This window comes from Paraburkholderia rhizosphaerae (assembly GCF_004366595.1).
GTDB classification, from domain to species: Bacteria; Pseudomonadota; Gammaproteobacteria; order Burkholderiales; family Burkholderiaceae; genus Paraburkholderia; species Paraburkholderia rhizosphaerae.
Genome location: NZ_SORE01000013.1, coordinates 99,336 through 126,042, shown reverse-complemented (window position 1 = coordinate 126,042; position 26,707 = coordinate 99,336). Strand labels below are relative to the sequence as shown.

Genomic DNA, 26,707 nt, shown 5'->3' with positions numbered 1-26,707 from the left:
GTACAATGGCTGATCGATAACCGGGTGCACGCCGCGCGAGCCGCAGGCCGAATGGCGCGCACCGCCTCCGTTTTTGCGCACATGGCCATTACCTACAAGACTCCCGATGACATCACGAAGCTGCGCATTGCCGGCCGTCTCGCGGCTGATGTACTCGTGATGATCGGCGAACACGTGAAACCTGGCGTGTCGACTGACGAGCTTGACGCGCTGTGCCGTGAATTCATCGTCAACACGCAGCAGGCGGTGGCGGCGAACATCGGCTATATGGGTTTTCCGAAAACGGTCTGCACGTCGGTGAACTCGGTCGTATGTCATGGCATTCCGAACCGCAATGAGGTCTTGAAGGACGGCGACATCATCAATATCGACGTCGCGGTGATCAAGGACGGTTACTTCGGCGACACGAGCCGCATGTACACGGTCGGTGAGCCGAGCAAGGTCGCGCAGCAACTGATCGACACCACGTATGAAGCGATGATTGCGGGCATTCGCCAGGTAAAGCCCGGCGCAACGTTGGGCGATATCGGCCACGCGATCCAGAAGGTCGCGCAACGCGACGGTTTTTCGATCGTGCGCGATTACTGCGGCCATGGCATCGGCAAGGTGTATCACGAGGACCCGCAGGTGCTGCATTACGGTCAGCCGGGGCAGGGCGTGCGTCTGAAGCCGGGCATGGTGTTTACGATCGAGCCGATGATCAATGCGGGGCGCGCGGGCACGACCGTTATGCGCGACGGCTGGACCGTCGTGACCAAGGACAAATCGTTGTCCGCGCAATGGGAGCATATGATTGCGGTCACCGACGACGGCTTCGAGGTGCTGACGTCGTGGCCCGATGGCACCGGCCGTTACGACGCGCCTTGATCTCTGTCCATCCGTCAGTTCAGCCCTTTTGCGTCGGTGCGAATGCGCACCACCGATGTCCGAAATAAGCATTTGACTCGTACGGCGGTTCGGTTAGGCTATACCGTCGAGCGGAAGGGGGCGGGTCGAAGCGGGCTGCGCAGGGGCGCACGGTTCGTTCGTGCGGGTGCGATCGGGTTTGGGTTGGGTGTATCGTTTTACGCTTTCAGGTCCGGGAATCTACGTCTGCATGAGTCCGTCACTCACCGTTGCGCGCATTGCCGCTAATCAGGGCGATGTCTTTCGCGAACTCCGTACCGCATCGTTACGGGAGGCGCCTTACGCGTTCGGGGATACGCTCGAAGAAGCTTTGTCCGCGGATGCCACCACGTTCGATGCAAAGGCCGCGCTGAACGCGACGTCCATCACGTCCACGACTTTCATTCTTTACACCGAGGGCCATCCGGCGGGCCTGATCGATGCCTGCTTCGACGATACGCCCGCGCGCCGCGCGTTCGTCAGCGAGTTGTGGGTCGCGCCGGCCGTGCGTCACCTGCGCGGCGGTGAACTGCTCGTCAATACCGCGAGCGAATGGCTCGCGCACGGTGGTGCGACCGAGGTGTACGCGTGGGTTGCCGATAGCAACCGGAACGCGATGCGCTTTTACGAGCGGCTCGGGTTCGGTCCCACCGGTGATCACCGGCCAACCGCGCGCGCACAAAACCAGTGGGAAACGCAACTGGTGCGCCATGTGACGCCTGCGGCGGCGCCGCCGGCCGGGTAAGCGGGGCGCTTTCCGGCCGCACGTTCCGGATGCAATTTTCCGGCGTGCTTTTCGGACGCGCTATTCGGACGCGCTATTCGGACGCGCCGCTTGGCGCACTTGCGCGCGCACTGCCCGGCGCGCTTCTCGCGATGCGTGCTGGCATTGCGCGCGGCGTCCACGGTGTTTGTCTGCCGCGTGGCCTGTGTGTTTATCCCAACCATTGTGCTTTGCGGCTATCGCGGGGTCGTACCGCGATTGGCGGGCTTCGCGCATGTGTGCCGCACGCGTTGCCGCATGGCTCGCGCCGTTTATTGGCAAAAATGTTCGACGTGCGCCAGGACCCCTGTAAAATACGCAAAATTTTTTGCCGAACGCTATGTCGCCCAAGAAATCGCCCTTTTTCGAATTGCGCAGCGGTACGGTGGACACGCTTCTGTTCGTGGTAAAAACCACCGACCTCGGCGAAATGCGCGCCGAACTGACGCGCCGCTTCGAGGCGACCCCCGAGTTTTTCGCCAATGACGTCGTCGCGATCGACGTGCGCCGCCTCGCGGAAAACGAGCGCGTGCCACTCGCGGAGATTGCCGCGCTGCTCGACAGCGTGCGGATGCGCCCGATCGGCGTGGTCGCCGATGCGGCGCAGCACGTCTGGGTCGGCGACAGCGGTCTGCCGCTGCTCGAAGCGCGCGACCGGCGTCCGAACGCGAAGGCGGCAAGCGAACAAGCGTCGCAGGAGCCAGTCACGGCGGCTTCGTCCGCACCGGCGCCCGCGCCTTCGGCCGACTTTGCGCCGGCCGCGAGCCAGCCGGCGGAACCGGTGCAGATCGGTACGCCGGGCGCCGCGTCGCAGACGCTGGTCGTCGACAAGCCGCTGCGTTCGGGTCAGCGAATCTATGCGAAGGGCGACCTCGTCGTGCTCGGTCTGGTGAGCCACGGCGCGGAAGTCATCGCGGAAGGCAACATTCATATCTATGCACCGCTGCGCGGCCGCGCGCTCGCCGGCGTGCACGGCAATCACGAAGCGCGCATTTTCTGCACCTGTCTCGAGCCGGAACTGATCTCGATCGCTGGCATCTATCGCACGACCGAGAACCCGCTGCCCGGCGATGTGCTTGGCAAGGCGGTGCAGATCTGGCTCGACGAAGAGAAGCTGATGATCGAGCCGCTGCGTCTCACGTAGGGGCGCTGCATTGCGCGCGATACGCAATACGTACGCAACGAATTGCCGGACAACTCATTTCACGAAATCGACGGATACAAGGTAAAGGCCAATGGCAAAAATCATTGTGGTGACTTCGGGCAAGGGTGGCGTAGGCAAGACGACCACGAGCGCGAGCTTTGCGTCGGGCCTCGCATTGCGCGGCCACAAGACCGCCGTGATCGACTTCGATGTCGGCCTGCGCAATCTCGACCTCATCATGGGCTGCGAGCGCCGCGTCGTGTATGACCTGATCAACGTGATCCAGGGCGAAGCGAATCTGAATCAGGCGCTGATCAAGGACAAGAAGTGCGAGAACCTGTTTATCCTGCCGGCTTCGCAAACACGCGATAAAGACGCGCTGACGATGGAAGGCGTCGAGAAAGTCATTAACGACCTGATCGCGATGGACTTCGAGTACATCGTCTGCGATTCGCCGGCGGGTATCGAATCGGGCGCGCTGCTTGCCATGCACTTCGCCGACGAAGCGCTGATCGTGACGAACCCGGAAGTGTCGTCGGTGCGCGATTCGGACCGTATTCTCGGCATTCTGTCGTCGAAAACCAAACGTGCGATCGAAGGCAAGGAGCCGATCAAGGAGCATCTGCTGATCACGCGCTACAACCCGAAGCGGGTCAGCGAGGGCGAGATGCTGTCGCTGTCGGACATCCAGGAAATCCTGCGCATCGAGCTGATCGGCGTCGTGCCCGAGTCTGAAGCGGTACTGCACGCGTCGAATCAGGGCCTGCCCGCAGTGCACCTCGACGGGACCGATGTCGCGGAATCGTATAAGGACATCGTGTCGCGCTTCCTCGGCGAACAGAAGTCGCTTCGCTTTACCGATTACCAGAAGCCAGGCCTGCTGCAGCGCCTCTTCGGCACCAAGTAAGGGAGCGCACGTATGTCGATTCTTTCGTTTTTGCTGGGCGAGAAGAAGAAATCCGCGTCGGTAGCGAAGGAACGCCTGCAGTTGATCATCGCGCACGAACGTGCTGGCGGCCGTGCGCCCGCCGATTATCTGCCGGCGTTGCAACGCGAGCTTGTCGCTGTGATTTCGAAGTACGTCAAAATCAACGACGACGATATCCGCGTAAATCTCGAGCGTCACGACGATCTTGAAGTGCTCGAGGTCAAGATCGAGATCCCGCAGGCCTGATCCCCGTTCGTTGATCGGCCGGGTAGGGTCGGGCGGGTCTAACCGAAGGTTTGGCCCGAACCTATCTCTTCAGGCGGTTCTTTCGGCTTGCGGCGTGAGCGCGTCGCAAGCCGGCGTCGATAGCCTACGTCGATAGCCTGCATTCATACGCCGCACCGATGGCCTACCGCTGGCGGGCATGCATCCGCAGTCGACCGATTTTGCGCCGGTTACCGTTGGCCGTTTAGCGGCGCGACGAATCGTTATCCACGTCCTGGTGCGGTTGCGCGTCTGTCTGCTCGCGTTTATCCGCACGTTGACCGGTTGCCGCGACGCTATCTGTGCACGCATCTTCAGCGTCCGCGTCCGACACCGCGTGCTCCAGCGGCTCCGGCAGGTCTTGCTGGTGCGGCGCCGCTGCCTCGGCAGCGGACGGCTGTGGCGCCATATAGCGCCGCGCGAGCGATTCGTACAGAGGCGGCGTGAAAAATGCCGACACACGGCTCGACACGAGGGCGGTCGCCATCAGCGCGATCACCAGCGAGTGGCCGTTGATCATCTCCACGACGATGACGAACGATGTGATCGGCGATTGCGTGACAGCGGCCATATAGCCGACCATCGCGAGCGCGATCAGCATCTGCAGCTGCAGCCCGCTGAAGACCGTATGCAGCACGTTGCCGAACCCCGCGCCGATCGACAGCGACGGCGCGAAAATGCCGCCCGGAATACCGGGCAGATACGAACCGACCATCGACACCATCTTCAGCAGCGGATAGAACATCGACATCTGTTGGTGGCCGTCGAGCAGCCCGCGCGCTTCGGAGTAGCCGCTGCCGAACGTCGCGCCGCCGGAAATCACGCCGACTACGGCGATCACGAGTCCGCACAGCGCGGCGAATACGACCGGATGCTCGGCGTTGAGCTTGTACAGCGGCGCGGGCAGCCAACGCGACGTGTTGAGCAGCAACCAGCCGAAGATCCCGCCCGCAATCCCGGTGACGATCGCGGTGAGCAGCACCGCGAGTGCGAGCGAATCGGGAAATTGGGTGCCGACGTGAATGGTGCCGAAGTACGTGTAATTACCGTTCAGACCGAGCGAGATCACGCCGGCGACGATGATCGCGGTAATCAGCACGCCGCTTGCGCGTGCTTCGAAGCTGCGCGTGAGTTCTTCGATCGCGAACACGATGCCCGCGAGCGGCGTGTTGAATGCGGCGGACAGGCCCGCGGCGGCGCCGGCGAGCACCAGCTGTCGTTCGATCAGCGCGCTCGAGCGTGGGTAGAGCCGCCGCAGGTTGAACATCAACGCGGCGCCTACCTGGACCGTCGGGCCCTCGCGGCCGATGGTGAATCCGCCGAGAATGCCGAGGAACGACACCAGGATCTTGCCGAACAGGATGCGAAACGTCAGCAGCCGCGCGCCGGTTTCCGCCGGTCTCGTGTGCAGTGTGGCGATGACCTGCGGGATGCCGCTGCCTTCGGCGCCGCGAAAGAATCGCCGTGTGAGCCACGCGGCGAGCGCGGCGACCGCGGGTGTGAGCAGCAGTGGCAGCCATGGCCTTGCGCGCTGCTGTTCGAAGAACGCGTTATAACCCCAGTCGATCAGCCGCGCGTAGTAGACCGCGGCAAGCCCGACGCAGATTGCGCCGAGCCAGAAGATCCCGAACTGGCGCCACAGACGCTTCGTGTGCCGGACGACGTTCGAGGACAGAGGCGTGGGTGTCCTAAGCATGGCGTAAACGCGGTTGCGCGAGCAGGCGTACGGTTGAAGAGCGAAAATTATAGCGGTGTGCGATCGGTTCGCGTTTGCGAAAGCGGGTTGAAATAGAATGGGTTGACGTTTCCGGACACGTCAGAGCACCCCATCGGCGCGGTTCGCAGTCACGCATGGGTTTGCCGCGATGCCGGTACCGGGCGGCACGGGTCGGCTAGAATTCAGGATTGGCCGGGGTCGGGCCGGGGTTAGCCGGCGGTGGTATCACACAGCGAAACGACCTCGCGCCGAACATGGCCGGGATCACAGCAGGAAACAGAGCAGGTTATTTCATCAATGAAGCGAATTCTTGTCGTCAAGGTCACATCACTGGGCGACGTCATCCAGGCGCAGGCGGTGGTCGCCGATCTGAAGCGCGCGTTTCCGGGCGTCGCGGTCGACTGGGCTTGCGACGAGGCGCACGCGGAAGTGGCGCGCTGGAACCAGAGTGTCGATCGCGTGCTGTGCGCACCGTTGCGGCGCTTCAAGAAGGCGCGACGCTGGTCGGACTTCAAGGCGATCGCGGCGTCGATTGCCGAATTGCGCGCGTATCGCTACGACGTCGTCGTGGACATCCACGGCGTCTACAAGAGCGCGATCATTGCGTTTCTCACGCGCTCGAAAGCGCGCCTGGGCTATCACTCGAAAAATCTCGGCGAGCAGGGTGCGGCGTTCGCGTACACCGGCCGCTTCGCGCCGCGTCGCGACGTCAATGCATGGCAGGGCATGCGCGATACCGTCGCCGATGCGCTCGGTTATAAGGCCGAAGGGGCCGCGGTCTATAACCTGCGTATTCCGTCTCCCGCACAGCCGATCGTCGATCCAGACGGCAAGCCGATCGCGGTGCTGTTTCACGCGACATCGAAAGACGACAAGAAATGGCCGATTGCACATTGGGTCGCGGTAGCGGCCGAACTCGTGCAACGCGGCTTCTATGTGGTGCTGCCGTGGGGGTCGGAGAGCGAGCGCAATGAAGCGCAGCAGATCGCCGCACAGGTGCCGCAGGCGCGGGTGTTGCCGCCGTTGAGCGTATCCGCTATCGCGCAGCTGATCGACGCGTCGTCGTTTGTGATCGGCGTCGATACCGGGTTTGTGCATCTTGCGCACGCGCTCGGCAAACGCTCGGTGATGATTTTTATCGCGACGTCGCCGACGCACTTCGGCAATGAAGCGCCGTACCGTTCGACGTCGATCGGCGACGGACACTCGGTGCCGCCGGTCGCGCGTGTGATCGAGGCGATCGACTATGTGCACAGCAGCCCGCCTGCTGACGGTGAGCCAGGCGGCCAGGGTAGCGGGTCTGGCATGCAGCCGGGTGGGTCGCTGTTTGCGCGACCGGGCGAACCAGGCAGCGGGCCAGTTCGCCAGGTCGCTGCAACCTGACTTCCGGTGGCGGGTTCTCGGCCCGCCACCACAACTGCCGGCGTTGCGCGCCCGCCTTTGCGTACCGGCGCACGCGGCACATCACACGAACCTCTAACCGCAATCGCGCGAACATGCTTCGCGCGGTCCTTCATTGCGCACGCATGACGAAGAAGAAAAAGAGGCGTAGCGCGCAGTCGCGCGTGCTACGCCCCAGGAACGCTCGCGCTGCTCACGCGGGCGGAGAGGAAACACTGCAATGAACAAACAATCAGGCACAACATGGATACAGACTGTGCCGCGTGCGCCAAGTTCAATCGGACATGAGCGTCGCCGGTGCCGCCGTTGTCGCCGTTGCGTACGACAGATGTGTCAAAGCGCATTACAAGCTTGTTAAATCTGTCGCTTTTGATTGGCGTCGAGGCGCTGGTCAAGCCACGCTGCGATCAGTGCCGATGCCCGGGGACGCCTGCTGCTGCGTCAGTTGCGAGCGTCGATGTGCATGTGCATCGCGACGGGGTGCATGTACTGCGCCACCTGTGTAACAGATCCCCCGAAGTTGCTTACAACTTGCAACGCTCCTGCGTCAGGCGTTCGTGTTCAATCGGAAGCATTCGAGGACCGCTCGAATAACGATACTGACTCGAGGGAGAAAGACGTGAAACGTGAAGTGAAGCGCTTGATCGCAACGCTGATTGCAGGTGCGCTGCTGGCTAGCGCACTCGGAGGATGTGTCTTCGTGCCGTACGACGGTGGGTATCATCATCACCGCGGGTATGACTATCGGTGATGCAGTGCATCGCGCGTGGCCGGCGTGACGATCGACAGGGAGGCGGCGTCATGCCGGCTACTGCTGCGATGCCTGGTCCCGGGCGCGATGGCGCGCCCGGGTTTTTTCTTCAAGGCTGTCTGGATCAGGATGCAGAACCGTTTGCACCACGTGTTCGCGAAGTCGCTGCAAACACGCTGCAAAGCGACGTATTACATCAGCTTGGTATCGCGCGTCTCGCGCATGCACACGACGCCGAACAGGCTGATTAGCGCGGCCACCGACACATAGCCGCCGACCCATGCGAGGCCGCCGCGCGCCGCGAGCAGCTGCGCGATATACGGCGCAACCGATGCGCCGAGTATGCCGCCGAGGTTGTACGACACACCTGCGCCGGTGTAGCGGACGTTGGTCGGGAACAGCTCGGGTAGCAACGCGCCCATCGGCGCGAACGTCACGCCCATCAGGAACAGCTCGATGATCAGGAACAACTGGACGAGCGGCATCGAGCCGCTGCCCAGCAGCGGTTCCATCGCGAAACCCGAAGCGAACGCGGCGAGAATGCCGACGATCAACACCGGCTTGCGGCCGAACCGGTCGCTTGCCCACGCGGACAGAGGCGTAGCGAGCGCCATGAACACGACGGCGACGCATAGCATGCCGAGAAAGCTCTGACGCGTGAAATGCAGCGACGACACGCCATACGACAGCGAAAACACGCTCGAGATGTAGAACAGCGTGTAGCACACGACCATCGCGAGCGAGCCGAGCAGCGTCGGCCACCAGTAACGCGCGAACAGCGTCGCGACCGGTACGCGCACGCGTTCGCGTCGCTCGATCGCCGCGCGAAATGCCGGCGTCTCCGCGATCTTCAGCCGTACGTACAGGCCGAGCGCGACCAGCACCGCGCTGACGATAAACGGTACGCGCCAGCCCCAGCTGCGGAACTGGTCGTCGCTAAGCGATAGCGCAAGTCCGAAGAACAGGCCATTGGATGCAAGAAAGCCGACCGACGGGCCCAGTTGCGGAAACATGCCGAACCAGCCGCGTTTGCCGGCCGGCGCGTTTTCGGTGGCGAGCAGCGCGGCGCCGCCCCACTCACCGCCAAGGCCGATGCCTTGCCCGAAGCGCAGGACGCACAGCAGGATCGGAGCGAGGCTGCCGATCGAGTCGTAGCCGGGCAGGAAGCCGATCAGCGTGGTCGACACGCCCATCACCAGCAGCGACGCGACGAGTGTCGATTTACGGCCGATGCGGTCGCCGAAGTGACCAAACAGGAACGAGCCGATTGGCCGCGCGACGAACGCGATGCCGAATGTGACGAACGCCGATAGTGCTTGCGCGGTCGCTGAGCCGTGTGGGAAAAACACGGGTCCGATGACCAGCGCCGCGGCGGTTGCGTACACATAGAAGTCGTAAAACTCGATCGCCGTGCCGATGAAGCTCGCGAAAATGACGCGTGCGGTGCTTTGCTGCTGGCCGAGCTTCGGGCCTGCGGTTGAAATCGGCGATGAAGACATGCGTAAGACTCTCCAATATTGATGTGCGACCGTGTGAGCGCCCGTATGCGCGCGCGTTCGGTATAAGCGGTTCACGAGACGCGTGGCGCTGGCCTGGGCTTCGGTGCACCTTTTGTTTGTTTGGCCATTCCGGGCGCGGCTGATGAAACGACACCGGAAGCCTGGAACCCGGATGGCGATAAGTCGCGCAGTGCGCTGCTGATGCAACGCCAACGCAAGGGTCACGCAGCTTGCAATGCGGTTGCCATGCCTGTGCGGCAACCTGTCGGACTGCTGCCGGTTCGGGCAGCGTGCCAGTCGATGCAAGGTGGGCGGGCGAACGCGCGGATAACGCGGGTCGCGGCGACCGGGCTGTTCGGCGCGGGCGGATGGCCGTGCGGCGAAAGCGGTGCCGGAAAGCTCCGGCGGGGAGTAGCGAAATTATATCGACAGCGAAGCGTCGGCACATTAAAGCGCCGATTTCGGTGCGCTTTCTGTCGTTGTTTTACCGGTGTCGCGGGTTTTACTTCGCGCGGTTTACTGCTCGCATCTTCCGTGACGTTGCAGCGCATGTTGATCGTGCGTCGCTGCTAATCGAAGTTTTGCGCCTGTGGCGCAGCGAAGGTGCGCAACTGGAATTTGCCGTTGTCGTTGAAGAGCCAGTCTTCGAACAGTTCGAGGTGGCCCGCGCGGTCGAGCAGTTTTGCTGGCGGTAGCGGCAGGGGTGTGGCACGGCGCAGCGTCGCGAGCGCGGTGCTTTCCGCTTCGTCGTCGCCATTCGTGCGATAGACCGAAGACGTGACGATCTGTCCGCGACTGTCGACGACGAACGACACGACGACGAGCGAGCGCAGCATCGCCTGCGGATGACCTTGCAGCACGTACGACGGATTGCGCTCGAGGATGCGTCGTGCAACGGCGCCGCGGTATTGGTCGAGGGTGACGCTGTTGATGGCGTCGAGCGGGACTGACGCGGTGGGTCTTTCCGGTGGTGTGATTGTGCATGCGCTGAGCGCGAGCAATAACAGGAAAGCGGCGGCGCGCCCGGCGGGCAGTGCGCGTTGAGTGGCACAGCGGGTATCGGGCAGGGGTGCGCGGCGGTGGTGGATGCGAGCGAACATCTTCGACACCTGAGTGCGATGGTGAGCCGGTATCAGGATCGTAGTCGACGCGCGCGGCGATTCAATTGATGTTCATACGGATATGAGGGGCGACGAACGCAGGTCCGTCCGCGCCGCTGTATCGGATCGCGTTAGTGACGGCTGCCCCCGCCTCCGCCGTGCCAGCCGCTGCTGCCTCCGCTGCCGTGCCAACCTCCGCCGCCGTGCCAGCCTCCGCCACCGTGCCAGCCTCCGCCGCCGTGCCAGCCTCCGCCACCATGCCAATAGCCGCCGTGGTGGTAGTAGCCGTGCCCGTAGTAGCAGCAATGTCCGCCGCCCCAGAAGCCGATGCTGATGCTTCCGTACGCGGGGTACGGATAATACGGGTAGTAGGAGTAAGGGTAGTAATACGGGCCGTAGGCGTAGCCGTAGTACGGGTCGTACGCGCCGTATGTGCCATACGGATAACCGTAGCCATAGTACGGAGGGGCGGCGACGCAGCCTGTCAGGAGCGCGGCAGCGCTGGCAATGAGAGCGATTTTGAGCATTGCAGCTCCTTCCTTTTGACTGGGAAAGGTGAGGCAAGGAAGGGTTGTTGATTAATTGTAGAGGGGTTTGCCGAAGTTGCGGGGATCACTGGCAAGGGGCGGCGGATGGATCCGCAAGGTGGTGCCAGGGCGGCTGCCGTGCACTGTGACACCAGACGGAGAGAGGCGCGCTGCGTCGTTGTGTTTCCCGAGACTACAAAGCGCTTCATGTTGCCCGGTGTAGATGGACACGCATGCTACTGATAGCTCATCGTAAAGGTGGCCTTTGCATTCGCCGTTCCAGGGTTGATCGTGCCCGTACGTATGTAACTTGCCTTCAGCGGCACTGGAAACAGCCCACCGGCGGTGGGGGACGGCGATACAAAAATCTGGTTGGGATTTCCCGCTGCAGACGTGTCGGCACCGAAGGAAATGGGCGTGCCTGCGTACGCGATCTGATATCCGACTCCTTTGGCCGTGGAATCGGGCGTGAGGGTAAGCGTTGTGCTCCGGTTGGAGGGTGTGGTCACATCCGTTAGTGTGACCGCAACGAGCACACCAGCGTCACAATTCAGCGAGAGATTGAACGGTGTTGCACCGGAGGTTGAGCCTGTCGATGGCAGATCTCTCGTATTGGCTTGCGGCATCGTGACCTGAATCGCCGTTTCATTGACGGAGCAGGCGATGTTGCTGAAGCTTCCACTTGCCGTACCGCTGAATACATTACCCCATAGGCTGGATCCGCTTTGGTTATTGATCGTGTTGGTCGCTGACACGGCCGGTATGTTGGTTAGTGGCCCGGACGTAATCGGGCCAGTCTTGATAAACGTTGCGGAAATGCTGAGCGTGAAGTCGTAGCCTGGTGAGGTCGCTCCGTGCATTTGATGGCATGTCACCTGTGTGGAGGCGTTTTTGATAGTCGAGGGCAAGCCGTTGCACGATGTTCCCGGACTATTGGAAATCGTATAGCGTACGCCTATGCCTGCTACGTTAGTCGGGTATATGTCGGTGTAGCCGGAGGCGAGCGTGGAGGGCGACGCTGCGAACGTGACGAAAATGTCGCGATCACAGCAGGGGTCAGCTGGGCAATGAAAGCCCAGTTGAGTGGAATAGGGGGGCGTGGCAGTTCCTGTTGGTGCGTCGCGGCCAAATGTGCTTGTGGGGACGTTGGGCGAATAGTTTGCAATGCTTGTGACGTTGCATGAGATCGTCCCTGCGTGCCCAGGTGTTGCCACGAGCGAAAGGAATAGCAATGTCGTCAATGCAAGCGCCTTGTTGAGCACTCGCACCTTGATTACTGAGAAAGCAAGCCGTGCCATTTCTCGCTCCCTTGCGCTGTAGCCGCCTTTGCGAATCACTTTAATGGGTATAGCGCATCGATTCGTAAAACAAAAGATAAGCTCGGACGGTTTTCGCAACGTATGCCGCTTGTTGCCGTCCATTTGCGGTGTGCAGTGTGCGCGTACGGCGCAGAAGTTGCCTGCCGGTCTGGCGCGCGGCCTTTGTGGATTGCCGCCCGATGAAGAGTGCGCTGGGAGGAATGATAGGCGCCGCTCTCATGGCGCGCGGGTACGTCAGCGACTCGCGGCATGCGAACGCGAGAATCGGCTCGCAATGTCTGGCGGAGGGCGTGTCCGCTAAGGATTCAATGCCGGCGTGGGTTTTGAGGCCATGGTCTGGTCCTACCCACCAAAAGACCCACCAATAGGTAATCACCAATAGGGAATTGAAGCGCGGGCTCATTTACGGCAGGCTACGGGAGCGCAACAAATCTTCACCGGTAGATTCGGTGGCGAATCCCTCCGGTTATAGGCCAACTTCAAACCATTTGCATGCAAAGGAAAGTGCAGAGTGAACATTGAGCTTACCGCCGCCATCGTGCGGGCACTGGAGATTCACGCCGCCCGCCATCCGCGCCCCGCCCATGTGACGATCACGCAAGCTGCGGAAATGTTGGAACTGAGCCGCAACACGGTCGGCAAGATGGTCAGGCACGGGACATTCAAGCTTAACAGGTGCGGGCTTATCCCCATTGAGCAAGTGGACGCAGCCTTGCAACCGGTCTAGCGCCGCGCTGCGCGTCGTCCATTGGTACATGCGAGCCGTCACGGTTAAACGGCTCGTTTTACAGCGTCGTTCACGCTGGTCGGTGATCTTTCAGCCAATCACGCAGCGCATTGTTCATTCGCGCCTGCCATCCGTCGCCGGTAGCGCGGAAAGCCCGGACCACGTCCGCATCGTAATGGATGGTCACTTGCGCTCTTTCTTAACTTCTTTCGGCGGGTGGCCCATGCGCTTGCCAACCACGTCGGAGAAAGGACGCATGCGCGAAAGCTCCGCGTCGCTCGACTCTGGCAAGTCAGCATCGGTCGTGGATTGAGCTTTAATAGCCGCTTCCTCTGCCGCCGTGTTCCTACTCACTTTTCGATTGCTGTTCATATTGCTCAATCTCTAGGTTGTTCGCCGCCGCCCTCAAATTGGGCCGATCTAACGCCGATCCTAATAAACTCCTACGATAAGCATGCCTTGAATGTTGAATCTTGGCGCGGTACTCGTGTTTGGCGAATAGTCCCAAGTCACAGCATTACCGTTGACAATCTGAAACCACGGCGGGCACTCGTTGTGCCTGGAATCGAAAAACAATTGATTGGGCTGGAATGAGTAGAAAATCTGCTCTCCGGGCTGAATGTCCTCAATTAAACACACGCCCGGGCCGTCTCCCACCTTAACCATTTTCTTGATGCGTCCAAGCCGGTGCGTTCCATCAAGCATCAAGCGCCCCGCCTCATCCCAAACCTGCAAACCAACAGCTGACATTTTTGCTCCCGGTAATCACCAGATACCCGAAAGCAGGCGCAAGCGGCTTGCACCGCCATACGCCTGCATACCGGTCCAATTGACGACTGCGAACCCGTTGCCGTTATTCAGACGTCTGTCTCGTCGTCTTCGCTTGCCAGTCGCTCGTGGTAGTAAGGCATTAGGGCTTGCGCGGCTTCTACGCGATCCTCCACCGCAATGCCCGTGTTGTTCATAACAGACAACAGAAACTCCTTTGGGTCGTCGACCTTCGGGATTTCGTGCCAAGCTTTCTGCTCTGGATCGCTCATGGTGGCTCCTATTTCATATTGTTGACAATCATGCGGGGAGGCGGCGGAACCCCACCGAATTTCGATGCGGCGGCTTTCGCTGACTCCGCCTTCTCGGCCTTTTTCCCGCTCTCGCCCTTCCTGGCGTGTGTGTACCGCACTGCTTCGACGGCGGCCCGCACCTGAATTGGGGTTGCGTCCACACGCCCGAGCGCAATGTCTTGCAAAAGCTGGAGCATGTCGCGCTCTTCGAGCGGAGTGGGCGCGGGTTTTGATTTCTTCGGTCTGCCAGCGCCCGGCCGAACCCCGCCGCTATTGGCTCGCGGCCCTCCGGAACGTCCTTTGACGCCTGCCATTTGCTGAATTCCTTTTCAAAAGGGGATTTTTTCCGCGCGTGCGGGAGCGGTCGGTCTGGGGCAGGGCGGTGCTGAAACTTTGGCCCCCCTGCCCCCAGCGGTGTTAGCTCGCGACGCTCTCTATCACCGTGATCGCCTGCGGGTAGTTCGCAATGACATCCACGCGCGCATGGCACAAGAAGCCAATTTCGCCAGTCTTCGCATAGGATTCGCGCAACAGACCGATGTTCAGCGACTCACGCAGCGCGTACTGCACCGTCGAGAAGTTGCCGACGAACACGAGGCTCTTGGAGCTGCCACTGCCGAGATTGACCGGCACGCCGTTGGTTGAGAGTTGACGCACCCTATTGAGCAGCGGCGGGGCGTTGAGCGGTTGGCCCAGCGTGTCCACCTGACCGGCAAGGCCAACCAGCGTGCGCGGCGCCATGATGGCGGCGGTTGGCGCGGGTGCCTTGTGCTCAAGCTGCGTTTGATACGCGGCCAGCATGTCGCTGTATGCGAACTTCGCGCCTGCCTGCTGGATCTTCGTCACCGCATCCATGCCATACAAGCCCATTGGTTCCGGCGTGGTTCCGCTACCAACCAGACCGACGCGGTCAAACTCCAGCGCGAACGCCTGAGAGATTGCATGCATCACCGCGCGCGATACGTCGGTGGCATCGGCCAGCAACTCGCGACTGATACGCACGATGCACGAGAGTGAGCGCGGCGTCGCTACCACGCCACGGAACGTCGGATCGCTCTCCGCAATCGCGCCCAGCTCAGCGCGCCATGCCGGCGTCGGGAGCGTATCGATGCTCGCGACGGTCACGCTCTTTGCTCCGCTCTCCATCGGGAGAATTCCCGCACCAGCAGAAAGCAGCGCACTCTGATCAACCATTGCATCGAGAATCCGTGGCATCACAACGTTCGGCACGGCATATCCGCCCGACGAATCGGTGCCTGCGGCCAGTGAGGCCATGACGCCATCAGTAGTCTTCATACCGGCCACACCGCGCAGGAAGGCTGCCATATTGATACTGGTGTCTTCGCCTGCCGCCTTAGCACGTTGGCCGTAGTGCGCGGAGATTTGTGCCGCACGCAGCCCGCGAGCCGCATAAATCGGCTGTTGCTCACCTCGTGCTGCGGAGTCGTCAGCATCGCCCCCGCCCGGACGGCCCGCCATCTGTATTGCCATTTTGTCGATTGCGGCCGTCACGGCGCTCATGTCCTTTTCGAGCTTATCGACCTTTTCGTTGTTCGTTGCCTTGAACTCATCGAAAGCGGCGTTGACGCCACCAACAAACGTCTTAATGTCAGTCAAGCTAGCTTGGGCGCGAACGCCGCCGAGAATGCCGCGCCGAACGGTGCCGCTTTGCCCTGCTGCGTGTGCTGCGATTGCGTTGCGAACTGCTGCTGCTGCGATGTGTTGATTGCCCATATGCTTTTTCCGTTCGAAATTATTGAAAAGTTGCTGCGCCCGCGTTCGGCATGCCGCCTTATGAGTTGTCATCGCGTCTCGATAATCACATGTGAGGCTAGTTGTCAACGTGTAATAGTGTACGTACTCTTAGTGAGCAGAGACGCTTGTTTCAAGCCTGCACACTTCCGACTTCTCGCCCGCCGCATCTACGACGCTTATGGCCGTCTCCAGTACGCCACCAGCCATTGCACAACTGCGGAGCTCGACCATGCCGCCCGATGCCAGCACGAGCGAGCATCCGTCGTAATACTTCGGGTCCTCGACGCGCAATTGATCGAACGCGGCTTGAAGCAGGTTCTTCACGGCGAGCTGATAGGCTGCGATAGCCTTCTCTGTTGTGTTCATCGGTTAGATCTCCAGGAGTTTTGCTTGACGGCTTCGCGGGCCGCCGCTGCGGCATTGGCTTCCATCAAGCGTTCGTTAAAGTGGGCAACGTTCGGCAGCAGGTCTGCAAGCGGGCCGCGTATGGCTCGCGCAAGTACGTCGTCGCGATGCTTGGCCGGCCAATGCTCCATGTCCGCCAGGCGCTCGATGATTCCGACCAGCTCCGTTCGCATCCGCTGGACATCAGCGGCGGCGAGGTAGGGCGCCCACGGCCAGAATTCGCCTGGCGCGTCAGGTGATGCGTTTTTCTGTGCGCGACTCCCCGGGGCACTGACAAAACCGACAGAAGAGGGCACCGGCTTGGCTGCGTTCGAGCCCGGCCGCAAGCGGGAGAGATACTTGTTCATCGCGTCGCCCCCGGGTGAATGCGGTAGATCGACTTCGCGCGGCCACCAGTCTCGGCAGCCTCGGCCACGAGATACCCGTACTCGATCAGCACACCGATGGCCTTCATCGTTGCTTCGCGGTTCTCCAGACCGGACCACTGGTTACGGTATACGTCGCGTGCCGAGAATCCGTCCGTCACGTCACCTGCCTTGATTCGCCGCAATAGCGCCTTTGCGCCGCTGACTTCTGCCACGAGCACTGAGCCGTAGGCGCGCTCGGCGTGACTGCGTAGGTACGCCGCCCATGCGAGCGCCTGATTCATGGCGTAGTCGGCCACCGGGCCAGTGCCGCCGTTGGCGAGGTGTAGTACGAGCGCAAGCGATGGCACTAGCTTCCGGTATTTCGCGAGGTGCGATTCCATTGCAGGGTGCAAATCGCCACCTCGCAGGGTGTTTTCGTGTTCCGTCCGCCACTCGACAAAGGATTCCATTGCCTCGGGAGATAGGCGCAGGAATGGCGGATCACCATCTGGTTCGCCATCAGGGCCGGTTGGAACTTCAGCCTGCCATGTCTCCACGGGGTCGGCGTCAACGAGGCGCTTGAAGACCGCGTGCGCGGCGTGCTTCGCTTCGGCGTCCGGCCAGCAATCGACGTTCTCCCACGTCTGGCGCGGCACATCTGGCCATACGAGCACGCCGAAGCGTTGAATTAGGCCATCGTCCGCCGCACCTGCGGCGATGGCGATGCGCAGGTATTCGGACAGGCGTCCGGGCTGCGTCGATCCGATCAGTGACAGGCACACGGCTTCTATGCGTTGATGGCCGCGCATGATCCGGTCAACCGTATAGCCATCGTTGCCGTTCCAGCCCGTCAGGTAGAAGCCGCGCGCCGCCTCTTGCCCATCGCGGTCTAGTCCCTTCAGCAGGCTCACGAGCTCGTCACGGAACACGCCCACGCCCTGCGGGTTGTCGGCGCAGATTTCGCCCAGCTTCTCTACGGTCGCGTCGTTTATAAGGTATCGCTTCAGCTTCGGCGGTTCAGGCGCTCCGGGCGAACGCAGGTCAACCGTGGCGTCTTGGTTCTTCTTCAGCGTCGCCATTGCCTTTTTGTCCGCCGCGTCTTGACGCATTTTATGCAGCTTGGCGGCGTTCTCGTGCTCCGCCAGCTCGTCCTCATAGCGCTGGCTTGCCTCAATGTCCAGGCGCTTTAACGGCGCGAGTATGGCGCTCATCGCAGGCGACTTCATTACGCCGGGGCGGCCCACGATGCCGCCCCACACGTTGCCGTACTCGGTCCAGTCGTCGCGCAGCTTCGGGCGGACGCCCACACGGCGGCCAATAGCGATGCCAAGCGCGCAGATGACGGTTGCGCCAATGAAATCAGGCGGGCACTGCACACGGTTGACGATGTCCTGTGCCCACGGTCGCAAGCTCTCAGGCAAGAGTGCCATGTCGAACGGCTCAACCGGCTTCAGCGAATCCGGCAGCGGCTCGATTTCTGGCCAATCGCCCGATGTCGATGGGGATTTCGCGAAGAATGACGTGCGGGCCTTCGCTACATCATTGCGCGCCAGAAGCGCGTTGATGTCGAAATCTTCGAGGTGCGTGCTCACAGGCGGCCCTCCGCTGCTTGCTGCGTCAGCCATTCCTTGGCCGAGGCGACGATGTACGCCGTTACCCATTCATCGTGCACCGCCCATGCGGCGGCGCCCATAGCGATTAGACAGCGGTTGCGCTCACGTTCGATCATCTGGCCCACGCGGGCTTTGATTAATTGGCCCTTGCTCATGCGTTACCTTGTGAGGACTGCTCATTGTTGAGAAAACACCGATATTCAGAGTCGTATTCGTGCGTGAAGCCACCAAAGCTATCGGCCAGCTTTTCGGCCATGTCGCTCGCCAAGCGCGCGAGGCTGTGGCAGATTTCGGGTTTGTCCGCCAACTCGGCAATGGCGGCGGTCAAGGCCGTGAGCTTCTCGAACGACTCTTCGGCGTAGGAGAGCAATCCGGCGGCGTCACTAATACGGTTCGCGAGTTCGTGGTGTTTAAACATGGCGGACCTCCAGCGGCTCGGCGAGAGTGGCCAGCGGGAGTAGGGCGTCAGCCAGCACGTCGAGAGCGTCAAAAACAGTTGGCGCGAGCGCAGCGGTGCGCAGGGCGCTGTCAGCGAGTGCGGTACGGGATTGCGTTTGCTCTGGACGAGCGAGGATATGGCGCATGGTGCGGCCTCCTATGCTGGGTTGAGTAACCCGGCCCCAACGCCAATTGGGTGGCCGGGCACATGACGGGGTTGGCGTACCGGAGCATAGGAACCGGCGTGCGCAAGCGCACCCCCACCAAGGCCCGACCATTGAAGGCGCGCATTGGCTGCGGACGAAAAAATACCGCCGGTCGGCGGTTGTCCGCCTATGCAATTCGAGACGCCAATCTCGGTGGCTTTTGTCTCAGCCACGCAAAAAGTATACGCGCGTCGGTTTACGCCATGCAAGCGCATTTTTTCGAAAACGGGCGCTGGGGTCACTGACGCAACTGACACAAGGGGGCTTCCGTCAGTTTTGTCGGTGAGGGACGGGGTTGTATTTCGAAAAAGCCGGGGACTTCTGTCAGTTTTGTCAGTGCCCCGGGTGGCCGCACTTGAATTTTCACGCGCCACCGCCGCCGCGCCGCCGTGTACCAGATGGGCGGCAGTGGTGTTAGCATTGGCGCTGTCTAGGGCGCTCGTCTTTCCTTCGGGGAGGCGGGCGTTTTTCTTTTGCATTTACGCCGCCTCCGGCATCAGGCGCTTGCGCAGCTCGCCAACGTTCCAGCGGGTCGAGCCACCGATCTTAATGGGCTTGGGTAGGACACCACGCTTAGCACGATCCCAGACGGTAGCGACGTTGCAGCCACACAGAGAGGCTACAACGGTGTCACTGACTCCGGCTGCATTCGGGAGGCTGTCGAAATTCTGGAGGGCTTGAGCGTCTGATTTTTTCATCGTATCGACTCGGAAACGCCCGGGATTGGGCGGGTCGATACGGAGTATTGAACAGCGTGAAAGCGCAGGATAGCCGCGTACTCGGGCAGACGTGTACGCGTGTTTAGAAGTCGAATACGGGTGCTAACTTGCCGAGTGCGTGTGCTGAGCACGCGTACACAGCAACGACCTATTCCGGCTTTTCATCCCGTGCGCGGCGTATCCAGTCGTAGACGGTATTGAACGCCCGGTCTTCGCTTATCTTCTGGTCAATCGCGACCGAATAGCTATACGCACCTTCGTATATCGATAGCGCGGCTTGCCTATCCGAAGGCCAAGTGCGCTCAAGATACCGTTCAAGGACCCATTTCTTGGTCGCCGCGTACCTTTCCGCACGGGCCATGCCGCCTTGCGCTGCTCGCTTGGCTCTATTCTTCGCTTCTGCCATTCTTTCAAATCTGGCGGCTTCCTGATGTCCCGCAAACCTGGACGCTTCAGCTAGGGATAGCGCGGCGAGCTCGAATCGTTGCATCGCCTCGAGCCCCCGACCCGCAACAATGTGTTCTGCCGCTGCGTCTGCTGAAGCCAAAGTCTGTGCTGCAAGCATCATGATAAGCAAGGGGTTGCCTTCAGCGTTGTAGAACGGATTTTCGTCATCGCGCGTGCTCGACGCTACGCAATCGCGATATGGGCTCGGCAAGTCGGACGCAACTGCTTGGGTCATCCCCAGCCTCATGTTCCAGTGTTTGCCACGAGTGGGTGTAAATTCGTTTCCAGACTCGCGAGCCTCTTCTTCCATCTTTGAATTGACAAAATCCTCAAGCGCCTGGGCAAACATCGACAGTGCGAACATGTCCGATACATTGGCCCGAACATCAAAGCCATGCCATTCAGGCTGACAGAAGTTTTGTGCGTCCGAGACGACCAAGCCGATGCCCAACTCCCACATCGGATGGCCTTCCTCGCTACCAAATTCCGGGATATGTTTGTACATTGCTACGTTAAGGAAAGCCCTATAAGGGATGCGCGCCAGCCGGGTAGGGCACCCGGTATTCGCCCCGTCGAGCTATGCGCGGCAAACCTTCAACCAGCCTCGTCGGCCGGTGCAGCTTCGTTGCTCTTTACTGGCTTTGCGATGAAATCGGCCCAATCAACCATCATCTGCCGGCGCTTCTCCAGAACGTCACCGCGCCAGTACGCAGCCTCTGTCGCATCGCCTTTTAGGTGCGCTAGTGCGACCTCTGCCAGCTCGCGCGGATAGTTTGTGTACTCGCTCGCCCAATCCCGGAACGTCGAACGAAAGCCGTGAGGCGTCGCCTCCAGCTGCCGTTTGCGCATGATCGCAAGTAACGACATGTCGCTCAGCGCGGCATTCGTCCGCGGGCCGGGAAAAATCAGGTCTGTCTTGTCGTTACGCTCTAGCGTTTCCAACAATGCTACCGCCGCAGGCGAAAGCGGCACACGGTGCTCCTTTTTTGCTTTCATGCGCTCGGCCGGCACGGTCCAGATAGCCTTTTTCAGGTCGATTTCCGGCCATTGCGCGAAACGCGATTCGCCCGACCGCGCAACGGTCAATATCGTGAACTCCAGGCATCGTGCGCTGATGCCATCTGTCGTGCGGAGTGTCACCATGAAGTCGCCCATCTGCATAATTGGCAGCGCGGGGTGATTGCGCACGCGCTTCGTCTTCTTCGGCGATGACAGCACCTTGTCGAGGTTGCCGCGCCATGCTGCCGGGTTCACACCGTCGTCGCGCAGTCCCTTGACTCGCGCCCAATCAAGTACCTGTTCGACGCGGCCACGAACGCGCGAGGCCGTTTCAGTTTTCTCTGTCCAGATCGGCTCTAGGATCGAAACGACGTGTGCACGCGTTACGTGGCGAACCTGCATCGGGCCGATTACTGGATAGGCGTACTCGGTCAGCGTATTGGTCCATTGCTTCGCGTGCTTCGGGTTGCTCCACTCTGGCGACTTGGCTTTGATGAAGCGCCCAGCGGCCTCTTCGAAGGTCACTTCCATCGCTTGGTCAGCCCTTAGCCGGCTCGCAGCCGCCCTCCGCTCAAGCACGGGGTCGATGCCTGCCGCGATCTCGTCGCGCTTGGCTTGGGCTTTCTCCTGGGCCTCCTTTAGCGAGACGCCTGGGTATGCACCTAGGCCGATTTCCCGCCGGCGGTCGCCAACGGTAACGCGCAATATCCACGAACGTGCGCCAGTCGCGGAAATTTGTAGTGCAAGGCCGGCCACGTGCCCCACTGCATGCGAACCCGGCTTCGATAAGCGCGATACGGCCAGCGCGCCTAGCTCCCTTGCGATCTTTGGCATTTTCGGCCCCGTTTTTGTAACCCACCATCTAGCCCACCAAAAACTTTACGATTATTGGCGACTGATGGCAACCGATTCCGAGGGATTTCAGAGGGCGATTCTGGCGGAGCGCCTTGCCTGGTGGGCGTTTGCCCGATTGATTCAGACCGATTCAGATTGAATGGATAAGCTGTCCTGGCGGAGGGCGTGGGATTCGAACCCACGAAGGCCGTAAAGCCTTGCCGGTTTTCAAGACCGGTGCATTCAACCGCTCTGCCAGCCCTCCGAGCCCGAAATTGTAACCTGAAATGCGGCGCCGGCCCCAGTGCGTCGGTCGCTTATTGTGATTCTTTCAGAAACAACGCCTGCAAATCGTTCAGAAACGCCTGACCCAGCGGCGTCGGCGCGATCTTCTCGTAGTCCCGTGTGATCAGCTTGCGTCGTTCCGCTTCCTGCAACGCGGGTTCGATCGACGTCATCGGCAACCCGGTGCGCTCGACAAAGCGGTGCACCGGAAAGCCCGCGACGAGTCGCAGCGCGTTCAGCATGAACTCGAACGGCAGATCGCGCGTGCCGACTTCGTGCTCTTCCTGCACCGCGCGGCCAGCCTTTGCTTCTTCGATAAACGTCGACGGATGTTTGTAGCGCATCTGCCGCATGATCCGGTTCGGAAACGAAAGCTTCGTGTGCGCGCCTGCGCCGATGCCGAGATAGTCGCCGAAACGCCAGTAGTTCAGATTGTGCTTGCATTGCCGATGCGGCTTCGCATACGCGGACACTTCGTAGCGCTCGTAGCCCGCTTCAGCCGTGCGTTCGTGGATCCAGTCCTGCATGTCGGCGGACGCGTCGTCGTCGGGCAGCGGCGGCGGAAACTTCGCGAACAGCGTGTTCGGCTCAAGCGTCAGGTGATACAGCGATAAATGCGGCGGCGCGTAAGACAGCGCTGTTTCGACATCCGCCTGACATTCGGCGAGCGTTTGCTGCGGCAACGCGAACATCAGGTCGAGATTGAAGTTGTCGAACGTGCGCGCGGCGACTTCGACCGCATGACGCGCCTGCGTCGCATCGTGAATGCGGCCGAGCGCTTTCAGATGTGTTTCGTTGAAGCTCTGGATGCCCACCGACAACCGGTTGACGCCACTGTCGCGAAACTGCGCGAACTTTGCGGCTTCGAACGTGCCGGGGTTCGCTTCGAGCGTGATCTCGGCATCGGCGTCGAGCGGCAGCAGCGCGCGTACGTCGGACAGCAGCCGGTCGAGCCCCGGCGCCGACAGCAGGCTAGGCGTGCCGCCGCCGATAAACACCGTATGCACCTGGCGGCCCCAGACGAGCGGCAACGCGTGTTCGAGGTCAGCACGCAACGCGTCGAGGTAATCGTCTTCCGGAAAACGGTCGCCTTTCCATTCGTGCGAATTGAAATCGCAGTACGGGCACTTGCGCACGCACCAGGGGAAGTGCACGTAAAGCGCGAGCGGCGGCAGCGACGTGAGGCGAATGCTGCCCGGTGCGGTGAAGGCCTGGATCACGCCGGTGCCGCCGCTGGAGGGCGTCGCGCTCACGCTTCCTCCTCGAGCCGCGCGAGCAGATGCCGCAGCGCGATCGCGCGGTGACTGGTCGCGTTCTTCACTGACGGTTCGAGCTCGGCGGCCGTCGCGTCGAGCGCAGGAATAAAGAAATGCGGATCGTAGCCGAAGCCATGCGCGCCGCGCGGCGCATCGACGATCTCACCTTGCCAGCGCCCTTCGGCGATCAGCGGCTCCGGGTCGTCGGCCGCGCGCACGAGGACGAGCACGCAAAAGTAATACGCGCGACGATCCGCGACATCGGCAAGTTGCGCGACAAGCCGCGCATTGTTCGCGGCGTCGCTTTTCTCACCGCCGGCAAGCTGCGCATAGCGCGCCGAATAGACGCCCGGTGCACCGCGCAACGCGCGCACGCACAGGCCGGAATCGTCGGCGAGCGCAGGCAGCCCGGTGAGCTTCGCCGCATGACGCGCCTTCGCCAATGCATTCTCGACAAACGTCGGGTGAGGTTCTTCCGCTTCAGGCACGTTGAGCGTGCCCTGCGCAATCAGTTCGATTCCCGCGGCGTCCAGCAACGCCGCGAACTCGCGCAACTTGCCCGCGTTGTTCGATGCGAGCACCACCTTGCCCAGCGTCGGCTTCACCGCATCGCCGCCGCTGGTTGCCTGACGATCATTCACCGTGTAGCTCCAACGCTTCCTTCTGCTTCGCGATCAGTGTGTCGATGCCGCTTTGCGCGAGATCGAGCAGCGCATTCATTTCGTCGCGCGTAAACGGCTCGCCTTCCGCGGTGCCCTGTATTTCGACGAAGCCGCCATCGCCGGTCATCACGACATTCATGTCCGTATCGCACTGCGAGTCTTCGTCGTAGTCGAGATCGAGCACCGGCAGGCCATCGAACACGCCGACCGAGATCGCCGCGACGTAGTCGGTGATCGGCGACGATTCGATGCGGCCGGTGGCAAGCAGCTTCGCAACCGCATCGTGCGCCGCGACGAACGCGCCGGTGATGCTTGCAGTCCGCGTGCCACCGTCCGCCTGAATCACGTCGCAATCGATATGCAGCGTGCGCGGCCCGAGTCGCTCGAGATCGAATACCGAGCGCAACGCGCGGCCGATCAAGCGTTGAATTTCCTGCGTGCGGCCGGTCTGTTTGCCGCGTGCCGCCTCACGGTCGCTGCGCGTATGCGTCGCGCGCGGCAGCATGCCGTATTCGGCCGTGAGCCAGCCCTGGCCGCGATCGCGCAAGAACGCTGGCACCTGTTCGGCGATGCTTGCGGTGCAGATCACCTTGGTGTCGCCGAATTCGATCAGGACGGAGCCTTCGGCATGTTTCGTGTAATGGCGCGTGATGCTTACGTCGCGTAGCTGGTCGGCGCGGCGGCCGCTCGGGCGGATCGTGGTGTCGTTCATCGTGGTGGTCGGAAGGAGGCGCTCGGGAAAGGTCGATTTTACCGCCGATCCCGGCACTGGCCGCAGACGCACGTCTGACGGGCACTTTCGCCAAAAATGGGATAATGCGCGTTCCCCGCCTCGCGTCTCGTACACGCCGGGCGACCCGCATCCCGGGCGGTGCGCATCGCCGCACGCCCATCTTCGCGAGACGAACGATGATCTACAGCATGACTGGTTATGCGAGCGCCACGCGCGAGCTCGCCGCGGCTTCCGGCAGTGGCGGCGTCAGCGTGTCGGTTGAACTGCGCACGGTGAACTCGCGCTTCCTCGATCTCAACTTCCGCATGCCGGAAGATGTGCGCGTCTGCGAACCGACGCTACGCGAAATGCTGATGAACAAGCTGTCGCGCGGCAAGGTCGACATTCGGGTGAACTTGCAGCGCAGCGAGCAGACGGCCAACGCCGGCGCATTGAACCGCGACGCGCTCGATCAGCTGGCCGGACTGGAACGCGCGGTGCTCGAAGCGTTTCCTCAGGCTGGGCGCCTGCGTACTGGTGAGATTCTTCGCTGGCCCGGCGTGCTCGCCGAAAGTGGCGTGCCGGCCGACGTGCTGCGCGACGCGGTGCTTGAATGCGGCAAGCAGGCGATCGCCGAACTGATCGACGTTCGTGCGCGAGAAGGCGCGCAGCTTGCGACGATGCTGCTGGCGAACGTCACCGAGATGGAGTCGATCGTCACGCGCATCACCCCGCTCGTGCCGGAGTTGATCGCGAAGCATCAGCAGAAGATCGTCGAACGCTTGCAGGAAGCGCTCGGCGTCGCGGCGCCCGATACCGCTGCGACCATCGTGTCGCGCGAGGAAATCGCCGAACGCATCCGTCAGGAAGTGACGATGTACGGCATCCGCATCGACATCGCCGAAGAACTGTCGCGACTCACCGCGCATCTGAACGAGACTCGCCATGTGATCCAGAAGGGCGGCAAGGTCGGCAAGCGGCTCGACTTCATGATGCAGGAACTCAATCGCGAAGCGAATACGCTCGGCTCGAAGGCGGCGGCAAAAGAGCTTGCCGACTCGTCGATGACGTTGAAGCTGCTGATCGAGCAGATGCGCGAGCAGGTGCAGAATCTCGAATAAAGACGCACGCTTTCGCAAGCGGATTTTTTCGGCCGCTTGCATCGCGCGGATCAGAAACGCAGATCAAAAAGCAGGTTAGAGGCAGGAGCTACGGGCATGACCGACCATACACGCGAAAGCCACGCGCCACGCAATCCGTACGCGGGCGCCTATCCGGGCAACCTGTTCATGGTTGTCGCACCGTCCGGCGCGGGCAAATCGACGCTCGTCAATGCGCTGCTCGCACGCGATTCGGCGATTCGCCTGTCGATTTCGTACACGACGCGCCCGCCGCGTCCTAAAGAGCAGGACGGCGAGCACTACCACTTCACGAGCGTCGAAGACTTTCTCGAACGCCATGCGGACGGCGAGTTTCTCGAGAGCGCGGAAGTGCATGGCAACTACTACGCCACGTCGCGGCTGTGGATCGAAGAGCAAATGAAAAGCGGCCATGATGTGCTGCTCGAAATCGACTGGCAAGGTGCGCAGCAGGTGAAGCGCCAGTTTCACAATGCCGTTGAGATTTTCATCCTGCCGCCGTCGCTCGAAGCGCTCGAAGAGCGTCTGAGAAAGCGTGGCCAGGATGAGCCGAACGTCATTACGCGGCGGCTGCTCGCGGCCGGTGGCGAGATGGCGCACGCGGCCGAAGCGGAGTTTGTCGTGATCAACGAAAACTTCGATCGCGCACTCGCCGATTTGCAGTGCCTCGTTGCCGCCACGCGTTTGCGCTTCGGATCGCAGTACGCTCGGCATACGAACCTGTTCGTGCAGCTTGGCATCCACCTGCCGCACGCGGGCTGACTGGGCGTCAGTTCGAACACATAAGGTAGAATAAGCAACAAC

32 protein-coding genes and 1 tRNA gene are annotated in these 26,707 nt (G+C 61.5%); 9 read left to right on the top strand and 24 right to left on the bottom strand.

Annotated features, from left to right (window positions below; translation table 11 throughout):
- The first annotated feature begins 81 nt into the window (after window positions 1–81).
- The 5 genes from map (at window position 82) to minE (ending at window position 3,966) form a co-directional block, all read left to right on the top strand.
- Window positions 82–867, top strand: coding sequence for a type I methionyl aminopeptidase (gene map, locus BX592_RS18495; protein ID WP_134193323.1), 786 nt, complete (start codon window positions 82–84; stop codon window positions 865–867).
- A 229-nt stretch (window positions 868–1,096) separates the two neighbouring features.
- Complete coding sequence (locus tag BX592_RS18490; protein WP_134193254.1) at window positions 1,097–1,630, top strand: GNAT family N-acetyltransferase; 534 nt, start codon at window positions 1,097–1,099, stop codon at window positions 1,628–1,630.
- Window positions 1,631–1,988: 358 nt separating this feature from the next.
- Window positions 1,989–2,792, top strand: coding sequence for a septum site-determining protein MinC (gene minC / locus BX592_RS18485; RefSeq protein WP_134193253.1), 804 nt, complete (start codon window positions 1,989–1,991; stop codon window positions 2,790–2,792).
- Window positions 2,793–2,883: 91 nt separating this feature from the next.
- Window positions 2,884–3,699 carry a septum site-determining protein MinD gene (gene minD / locus BX592_RS18480; protein ID WP_134193252.1) on the top strand — a complete coding sequence of 272 codons (816 nt, stop codon included), beginning with the start codon at window positions 2,884–2,886 and terminating at the stop codon, window positions 3,697–3,699.
- A gap of 12 nt (window positions 3,700–3,711) precedes the next feature.
- Entirely contained in the window at window positions 3,712–3,966 is a 255-nt protein-coding gene (gene minE, locus BX592_RS18475) for a cell division topological specificity factor MinE (RefSeq protein ID WP_134193251.1), read from the top strand.
- 223 nt (window positions 3,967–4,189) lie between these two features.
- On the opposite strand, the gene BX592_RS18470 is transcribed toward minE, so the two are convergent.
- A complete protein-coding gene (locus BX592_RS18470) occupies window positions 4,190–5,680 on the bottom strand; it encodes a chloride channel protein (RefSeq protein WP_134193250.1) in 1,491 nt (496 codons plus the stop codon).
- Window positions 5,681–5,998: 318 nt separating this feature from the next.
- Between BX592_RS18470 and waaC the strand changes: the two genes are divergently transcribed.
- Window positions 5,999–7,084 (top strand): lipopolysaccharide heptosyltransferase I, encoded by a 1,086-nt coding sequence (gene waaC, locus BX592_RS18465; protein ID WP_134193249.1) that lies wholly within the window; start codon window positions 5,999–6,001, stop codon window positions 7,082–7,084.
- 960 nt (window positions 7,085–8,044) lie between these two features.
- Here the strand turns inward: waaC and BX592_RS18460 are convergent.
- The 4 genes from BX592_RS18460 to BX592_RS18445 form a co-directional block, all read right to left on the bottom strand.
- Window positions 8,045–9,352 (bottom strand): MFS transporter, encoded by a 1,308-nt coding sequence (locus BX592_RS18460; RefSeq protein ID WP_134193248.1) that lies wholly within the window; start codon window positions 9,350–9,352, stop codon window positions 8,045–8,047.
- Window positions 9,353–9,921: 569 nt separating this feature from the next.
- Window positions 9,922–10,452 (bottom strand): TonB family protein, encoded by a 531-nt coding sequence (locus tag BX592_RS18455; RefSeq protein WP_134193247.1) that lies wholly within the window; start codon window positions 10,450–10,452, stop codon window positions 9,922–9,924.
- A gap of 131 nt (window positions 10,453–10,583) precedes the next feature.
- The gene (locus BX592_RS18450; protein WP_134193246.1) at window positions 10,584–10,979 is read right to left on the bottom strand and encodes a hypothetical protein; all 396 of its coding nucleotides are present in this window, start codon (window positions 10,977–10,979) and stop codon (window positions 10,584–10,586) included.
- 236 nt (window positions 10,980–11,215) lie between these two features.
- Window positions 11,216–12,400, bottom strand: a complete 1,185-nt coding sequence (locus BX592_RS18445; protein WP_134193245.1) for a fimbrial protein — start codon at window positions 12,398–12,400, stop codon at window positions 11,216–11,218.
- Window positions 12,401–12,809: 409 nt separating this feature from the next.
- Here BX592_RS18445 and BX592_RS18440 point away from each other — a divergent pair, with 409 nt between their 5' ends.
- Window positions 12,810–13,025: a helix-turn-helix domain-containing protein gene (locus BX592_RS18440; RefSeq protein WP_134193244.1), complete on the top strand. Its 216-nt coding sequence runs from the start codon at window positions 12,810–12,812 to the stop codon at window positions 13,023–13,025.
- A 70-nt stretch (window positions 13,026–13,095) separates the two neighbouring features.
- Here BX592_RS18440 and BX592_RS35210 read toward each other — a convergent pair whose 3' ends face one another.
- From BX592_RS35210 to rph, 19 genes are all read right to left on the bottom strand, one after another.
- Entirely contained in the window at window positions 13,096–13,188 is a 93-nt protein-coding gene (locus tag BX592_RS35210) for a BrnA antitoxin family protein (RefSeq protein WP_243849615.1), read from the bottom strand.
- Window positions 13,189–13,208: 20 nt separating this feature from the next.
- A complete protein-coding gene (locus tag BX592_RS35205) occupies window positions 13,209–13,397 on the bottom strand; it encodes a hypothetical protein (RefSeq protein ID WP_243849607.1) in 189 nt (62 codons plus the stop codon).
- 60 nt (window positions 13,398–13,457) lie between these two features.
- Window positions 13,458–13,775: an SET domain-containing protein gene (locus tag BX592_RS18430; protein ID WP_134193243.1), complete on the bottom strand. Its 318-nt coding sequence runs from the start codon at window positions 13,773–13,775 to the stop codon at window positions 13,458–13,460.
- Window positions 13,776–13,882: 107 nt separating this feature from the next.
- Window positions 13,883–14,065, bottom strand: a complete 183-nt coding sequence (locus BX592_RS18425) for a hypothetical protein (RefSeq protein ID WP_134193242.1) — start codon at window positions 14,063–14,065, stop codon at window positions 13,883–13,885.
- Between the two features lie 8 nt (window positions 14,066–14,073).
- Window positions 14,074–14,400: a hypothetical protein gene (locus BX592_RS18420; RefSeq protein WP_208327916.1), complete on the bottom strand. Its 327-nt coding sequence runs from the start codon at window positions 14,398–14,400 to the stop codon at window positions 14,074–14,076.
- A gap of 103 nt (window positions 14,401–14,503) precedes the next feature.
- On the bottom strand, window positions 14,504–15,892 hold the full coding sequence (locus BX592_RS18415; RefSeq protein WP_134193241.1) for a phage major capsid protein: 1,389 nt from the start codon (window positions 15,890–15,892) through the stop codon (window positions 14,504–14,506).
- A gap of 57 nt (window positions 15,893–15,949) precedes the next feature.
- Window positions 15,950–16,207 (bottom strand): hypothetical protein, encoded by a 258-nt coding sequence (locus tag BX592_RS18410; protein ID WP_134193240.1) that lies wholly within the window; start codon window positions 16,205–16,207, stop codon window positions 15,950–15,952.
- Window positions 16,204–16,593, bottom strand: a complete 390-nt coding sequence (locus BX592_RS18405) for a hypothetical protein (protein WP_134193239.1) — start codon at window positions 16,591–16,593, stop codon at window positions 16,204–16,206. The genes BX592_RS18410 and BX592_RS18405 overlap by 4 nt, the downstream gene beginning before the upstream one ends.
- On the bottom strand, window positions 16,590–18,185 hold the full coding sequence (locus BX592_RS18400) for a YfjI family protein (RefSeq protein WP_166676392.1): 1,596 nt from the start codon (window positions 18,183–18,185) through the stop codon (window positions 16,590–16,592). The genes BX592_RS18405 and BX592_RS18400 overlap by 4 nt, the downstream gene beginning before the upstream one ends.
- Window positions 18,182–18,361, bottom strand: a complete 180-nt coding sequence (locus tag BX592_RS18395) for a hypothetical protein (RefSeq protein WP_134193237.1) — start codon at window positions 18,359–18,361, stop codon at window positions 18,182–18,184. Before BX592_RS18395 ends, BX592_RS18400 begins: the two co-directional genes overlap by 4 nt.
- The gene (locus BX592_RS18390; protein WP_134193236.1) at window positions 18,358–18,624 is read right to left on the bottom strand and encodes a hypothetical protein; all 267 of its coding nucleotides are present in this window, start codon (window positions 18,622–18,624) and stop codon (window positions 18,358–18,360) included. Before BX592_RS18390 ends, BX592_RS18395 begins: the two co-directional genes overlap by 4 nt.
- Window positions 18,617–18,790 carry a hypothetical protein gene (locus BX592_RS33905; protein WP_166676391.1) on the bottom strand — a complete coding sequence of 58 codons (174 nt, stop codon included), beginning with the start codon at window positions 18,788–18,790 and terminating at the stop codon, window positions 18,617–18,619. The genes BX592_RS18390 and BX592_RS33905 overlap by 8 nt, the downstream gene beginning before the upstream one ends.
- Window positions 18,791–19,329: 539 nt before the next feature.
- Entirely contained in the window at window positions 19,330–19,548 is a 219-nt protein-coding gene (locus BX592_RS18380) for a helix-turn-helix transcriptional regulator (RefSeq protein ID WP_134193235.1), read from the bottom strand.
- Window positions 19,549–19,717: 169 nt separating this feature from the next.
- Window positions 19,718–20,521 carry a hypothetical protein gene (locus tag BX592_RS18375; RefSeq protein WP_134193234.1) on the bottom strand — a complete coding sequence of 268 codons (804 nt, stop codon included), beginning with the start codon at window positions 20,519–20,521 and terminating at the stop codon, window positions 19,718–19,720.
- Between the two features lie 89 nt (window positions 20,522–20,610).
- Complete coding sequence (locus BX592_RS18370) at window positions 20,611–21,849, bottom strand: tyrosine-type recombinase/integrase (protein ID WP_134193233.1); 1,239 nt, start codon at window positions 21,847–21,849, stop codon at window positions 20,611–20,613.
- A gap of 175 nt (window positions 21,850–22,024) precedes the next feature.
- Window positions 22,025–22,114: transfer RNA gene (locus BX592_RS18365), tRNA-Ser, on the bottom strand.
- A gap of 52 nt (window positions 22,115–22,166) precedes the next feature.
- Window positions 22,167–23,387, bottom strand: a complete 1,221-nt coding sequence (gene hemW / locus BX592_RS18360; protein WP_134193232.1) for a radical SAM family heme chaperone HemW — start codon at window positions 23,385–23,387, stop codon at window positions 22,167–22,169.
- The gene (gene rdgB / locus BX592_RS18355) at window positions 23,384–24,031 is read right to left on the bottom strand and encodes an RdgB/HAM1 family non-canonical purine NTP pyrophosphatase (RefSeq protein ID WP_134193231.1); all 648 of its coding nucleotides are present in this window, start codon (window positions 24,029–24,031) and stop codon (window positions 23,384–23,386) included. The genes hemW and rdgB overlap by 4 nt, the downstream gene beginning before the upstream one ends.
- On the bottom strand, window positions 24,024–24,764 hold the full coding sequence (gene rph, locus BX592_RS18350; RefSeq protein ID WP_134193230.1) for a ribonuclease PH: 741 nt from the start codon (window positions 24,762–24,764) through the stop codon (window positions 24,024–24,026). Before rph ends, rdgB begins: the two co-directional genes overlap by 8 nt.
- Before the next feature lie 197 nt (window positions 24,765–24,961).
- Here rph and BX592_RS18345 point away from each other — a divergent pair, with 197 nt between their 5' ends.
- Both BX592_RS18345 and gmk read left to right on the top strand, forming a co-directional pair.
- The gene (locus BX592_RS18345; RefSeq protein WP_134193229.1) at window positions 24,962–25,885 is read left to right on the top strand and encodes a YicC/YloC family endoribonuclease; all 924 of its coding nucleotides are present in this window, start codon (window positions 24,962–24,964) and stop codon (window positions 25,883–25,885) included.
- A gap of 96 nt (window positions 25,886–25,981) precedes the next feature.
- Window positions 25,982–26,665: a guanylate kinase gene (gene gmk, locus BX592_RS18340; protein ID WP_134193228.1), complete on the top strand. Its 684-nt coding sequence runs from the start codon at window positions 25,982–25,984 to the stop codon at window positions 26,663–26,665.
- Window positions 26,666–26,707: the final 42 nt, after the last annotated feature.

What these genes read in the sequence shown, in the direction of transcription:
- BX592_RS18345 (WP_134193229.1), top strand. Translation starts at nt 24,962, where the DNA reads ATGATCTACAGCATGACTGGTTATGCGAGCGCCACGCGCGAGCTCGCC.
- gmk (WP_134193228.1), top strand. Translation starts at nt 25,982, where the DNA reads ATGACCGACCATACACGCGAAAGCCACGCGCCACGCAATCCGTACGCG.
- BX592_RS18395 (WP_134193237.1), bottom strand. Translation starts at nt 18,361, where the DNA reads ATGAGCAAGGGCCAATTAATCAAAGCCCGCGTGGGCCAGATGATCGAA.
- BX592_RS18380 (WP_134193235.1), bottom strand. Translation starts at nt 19,548, where the DNA reads ATGAAAAAATCAGACGCTCAAGCCCTCCAGAATTTCGACAGCCTCCCG.
- minE (WP_134193251.1), top strand. Translation starts at nt 3,712, where the DNA reads ATGTCGATTCTTTCGTTTTTGCTGGGCGAGAAGAAGAAATCCGCGTCG.
- BX592_RS18410 (WP_134193240.1), bottom strand. Translation starts at nt 16,207, where the DNA reads ATGAACACAACAGAGAAGGCTATCGCAGCCTATCAGCTCGCCGTGAAG.
- BX592_RS18375 (WP_134193234.1), bottom strand. Translation starts at nt 20,521, where the DNA reads ATGTACAAACATATCCCGGAATTTGGTAGCGAGGAAGGCCATCCGATG.
- BX592_RS18405 (WP_134193239.1), bottom strand. Translation starts at nt 16,593, where the DNA reads ATGAACAAGTATCTCTCCCGCTTGCGGCCGGGCTCGAACGCAGCCAAG.
- BX592_RS18460 (WP_134193248.1), bottom strand. Translation starts at nt 9,352, where the DNA reads ATGTCTTCATCGCCGATTTCAACCGCAGGCCCGAAGCTCGGCCAGCAG.
- BX592_RS18445 (WP_134193245.1), bottom strand. Translation starts at nt 12,400, where the DNA reads ATGGACGGCAACAAGCGGCATACGTTGCGAAAACCGTCCGAGCTTATC.
- BX592_RS18450 (WP_134193246.1), bottom strand. Translation starts at nt 10,979, where the DNA reads ATGCTCAAAATCGCTCTCATTGCCAGCGCTGCCGCGCTCCTGACAGGC.
- BX592_RS18470 (WP_134193250.1), bottom strand. Translation starts at nt 5,680, where the DNA reads ATGCTTAGGACACCCACGCCTCTGTCCTCGAACGTCGTCCGGCACACG.
- BX592_RS18370 (WP_134193233.1), bottom strand. Translation starts at nt 21,849, where the DNA reads ATGCCAAAGATCGCAAGGGAGCTAGGCGCGCTGGCCGTATCGCGCTTA.
- BX592_RS33905 (WP_166676391.1), bottom strand. Translation starts at nt 18,790, where the DNA reads ATGCGCCATATCCTCGCTCGTCCAGAGCAAACGCAATCCCGTACCGCA.
- map (WP_134193323.1), top strand. Translation starts at nt 82, where the DNA reads ATGGCCATTACCTACAAGACTCCCGATGACATCACGAAGCTGCGCATT.
- BX592_RS18490 (WP_134193254.1), top strand. Translation starts at nt 1,097, where the DNA reads ATGAGTCCGTCACTCACCGTTGCGCGCATTGCCGCTAATCAGGGCGAT.
- rph (WP_134193230.1), bottom strand. Translation starts at nt 24,764, where the DNA reads ATGAACGACACCACGATCCGCCCGAGCGGCCGCCGCGCCGACCAGCTA.
- BX592_RS18455 (WP_134193247.1), bottom strand. Translation starts at nt 10,452, where the DNA reads ATGTTCGCTCGCATCCACCACCGCCGCGCACCCCTGCCCGATACCCGC.
- BX592_RS35205 (WP_243849607.1), bottom strand. Translation starts at nt 13,397, where the DNA reads ATGAACAGCAATCGAAAAGTGAGTAGGAACACGGCGGCAGAGGAAGCG.
- minC (WP_134193253.1), top strand. Translation starts at nt 1,989, where the DNA reads ATGTCGCCCAAGAAATCGCCCTTTTTCGAATTGCGCAGCGGTACGGTG.
- BX592_RS18425 (WP_134193242.1), bottom strand. Translation starts at nt 14,065, where the DNA reads ATGAGCGATCCAGAGCAGAAAGCTTGGCACGAAATCCCGAAGGTCGAC.
- minD (WP_134193252.1), top strand. Translation starts at nt 2,884, where the DNA reads ATGGCAAAAATCATTGTGGTGACTTCGGGCAAGGGTGGCGTAGGCAAG.
- BX592_RS18430 (WP_134193243.1), bottom strand. Translation starts at nt 13,775, where the DNA reads ATGTCAGCTGTTGGTTTGCAGGTTTGGGATGAGGCGGGGCGCTTGATG.
- BX592_RS18390 (WP_134193236.1), bottom strand. Translation starts at nt 18,624, where the DNA reads ATGTTTAAACACCACGAACTCGCGAACCGTATTAGTGACGCCGCCGGA.
- waaC (WP_134193249.1), top strand. Translation starts at nt 5,999, where the DNA reads ATGAAGCGAATTCTTGTCGTCAAGGTCACATCACTGGGCGACGTCATC.
- BX592_RS18420 (WP_208327916.1), bottom strand. Translation starts at nt 14,400, where the DNA reads ATGGCAGGCGTCAAAGGACGTTCCGGAGGGCCGCGAGCCAATAGCGGC.
- BX592_RS18415 (WP_134193241.1), bottom strand. Translation starts at nt 15,892, where the DNA reads ATGACAACTCATAAGGCGGCATGCCGAACGCGGGCGCAGCAACTTTTC.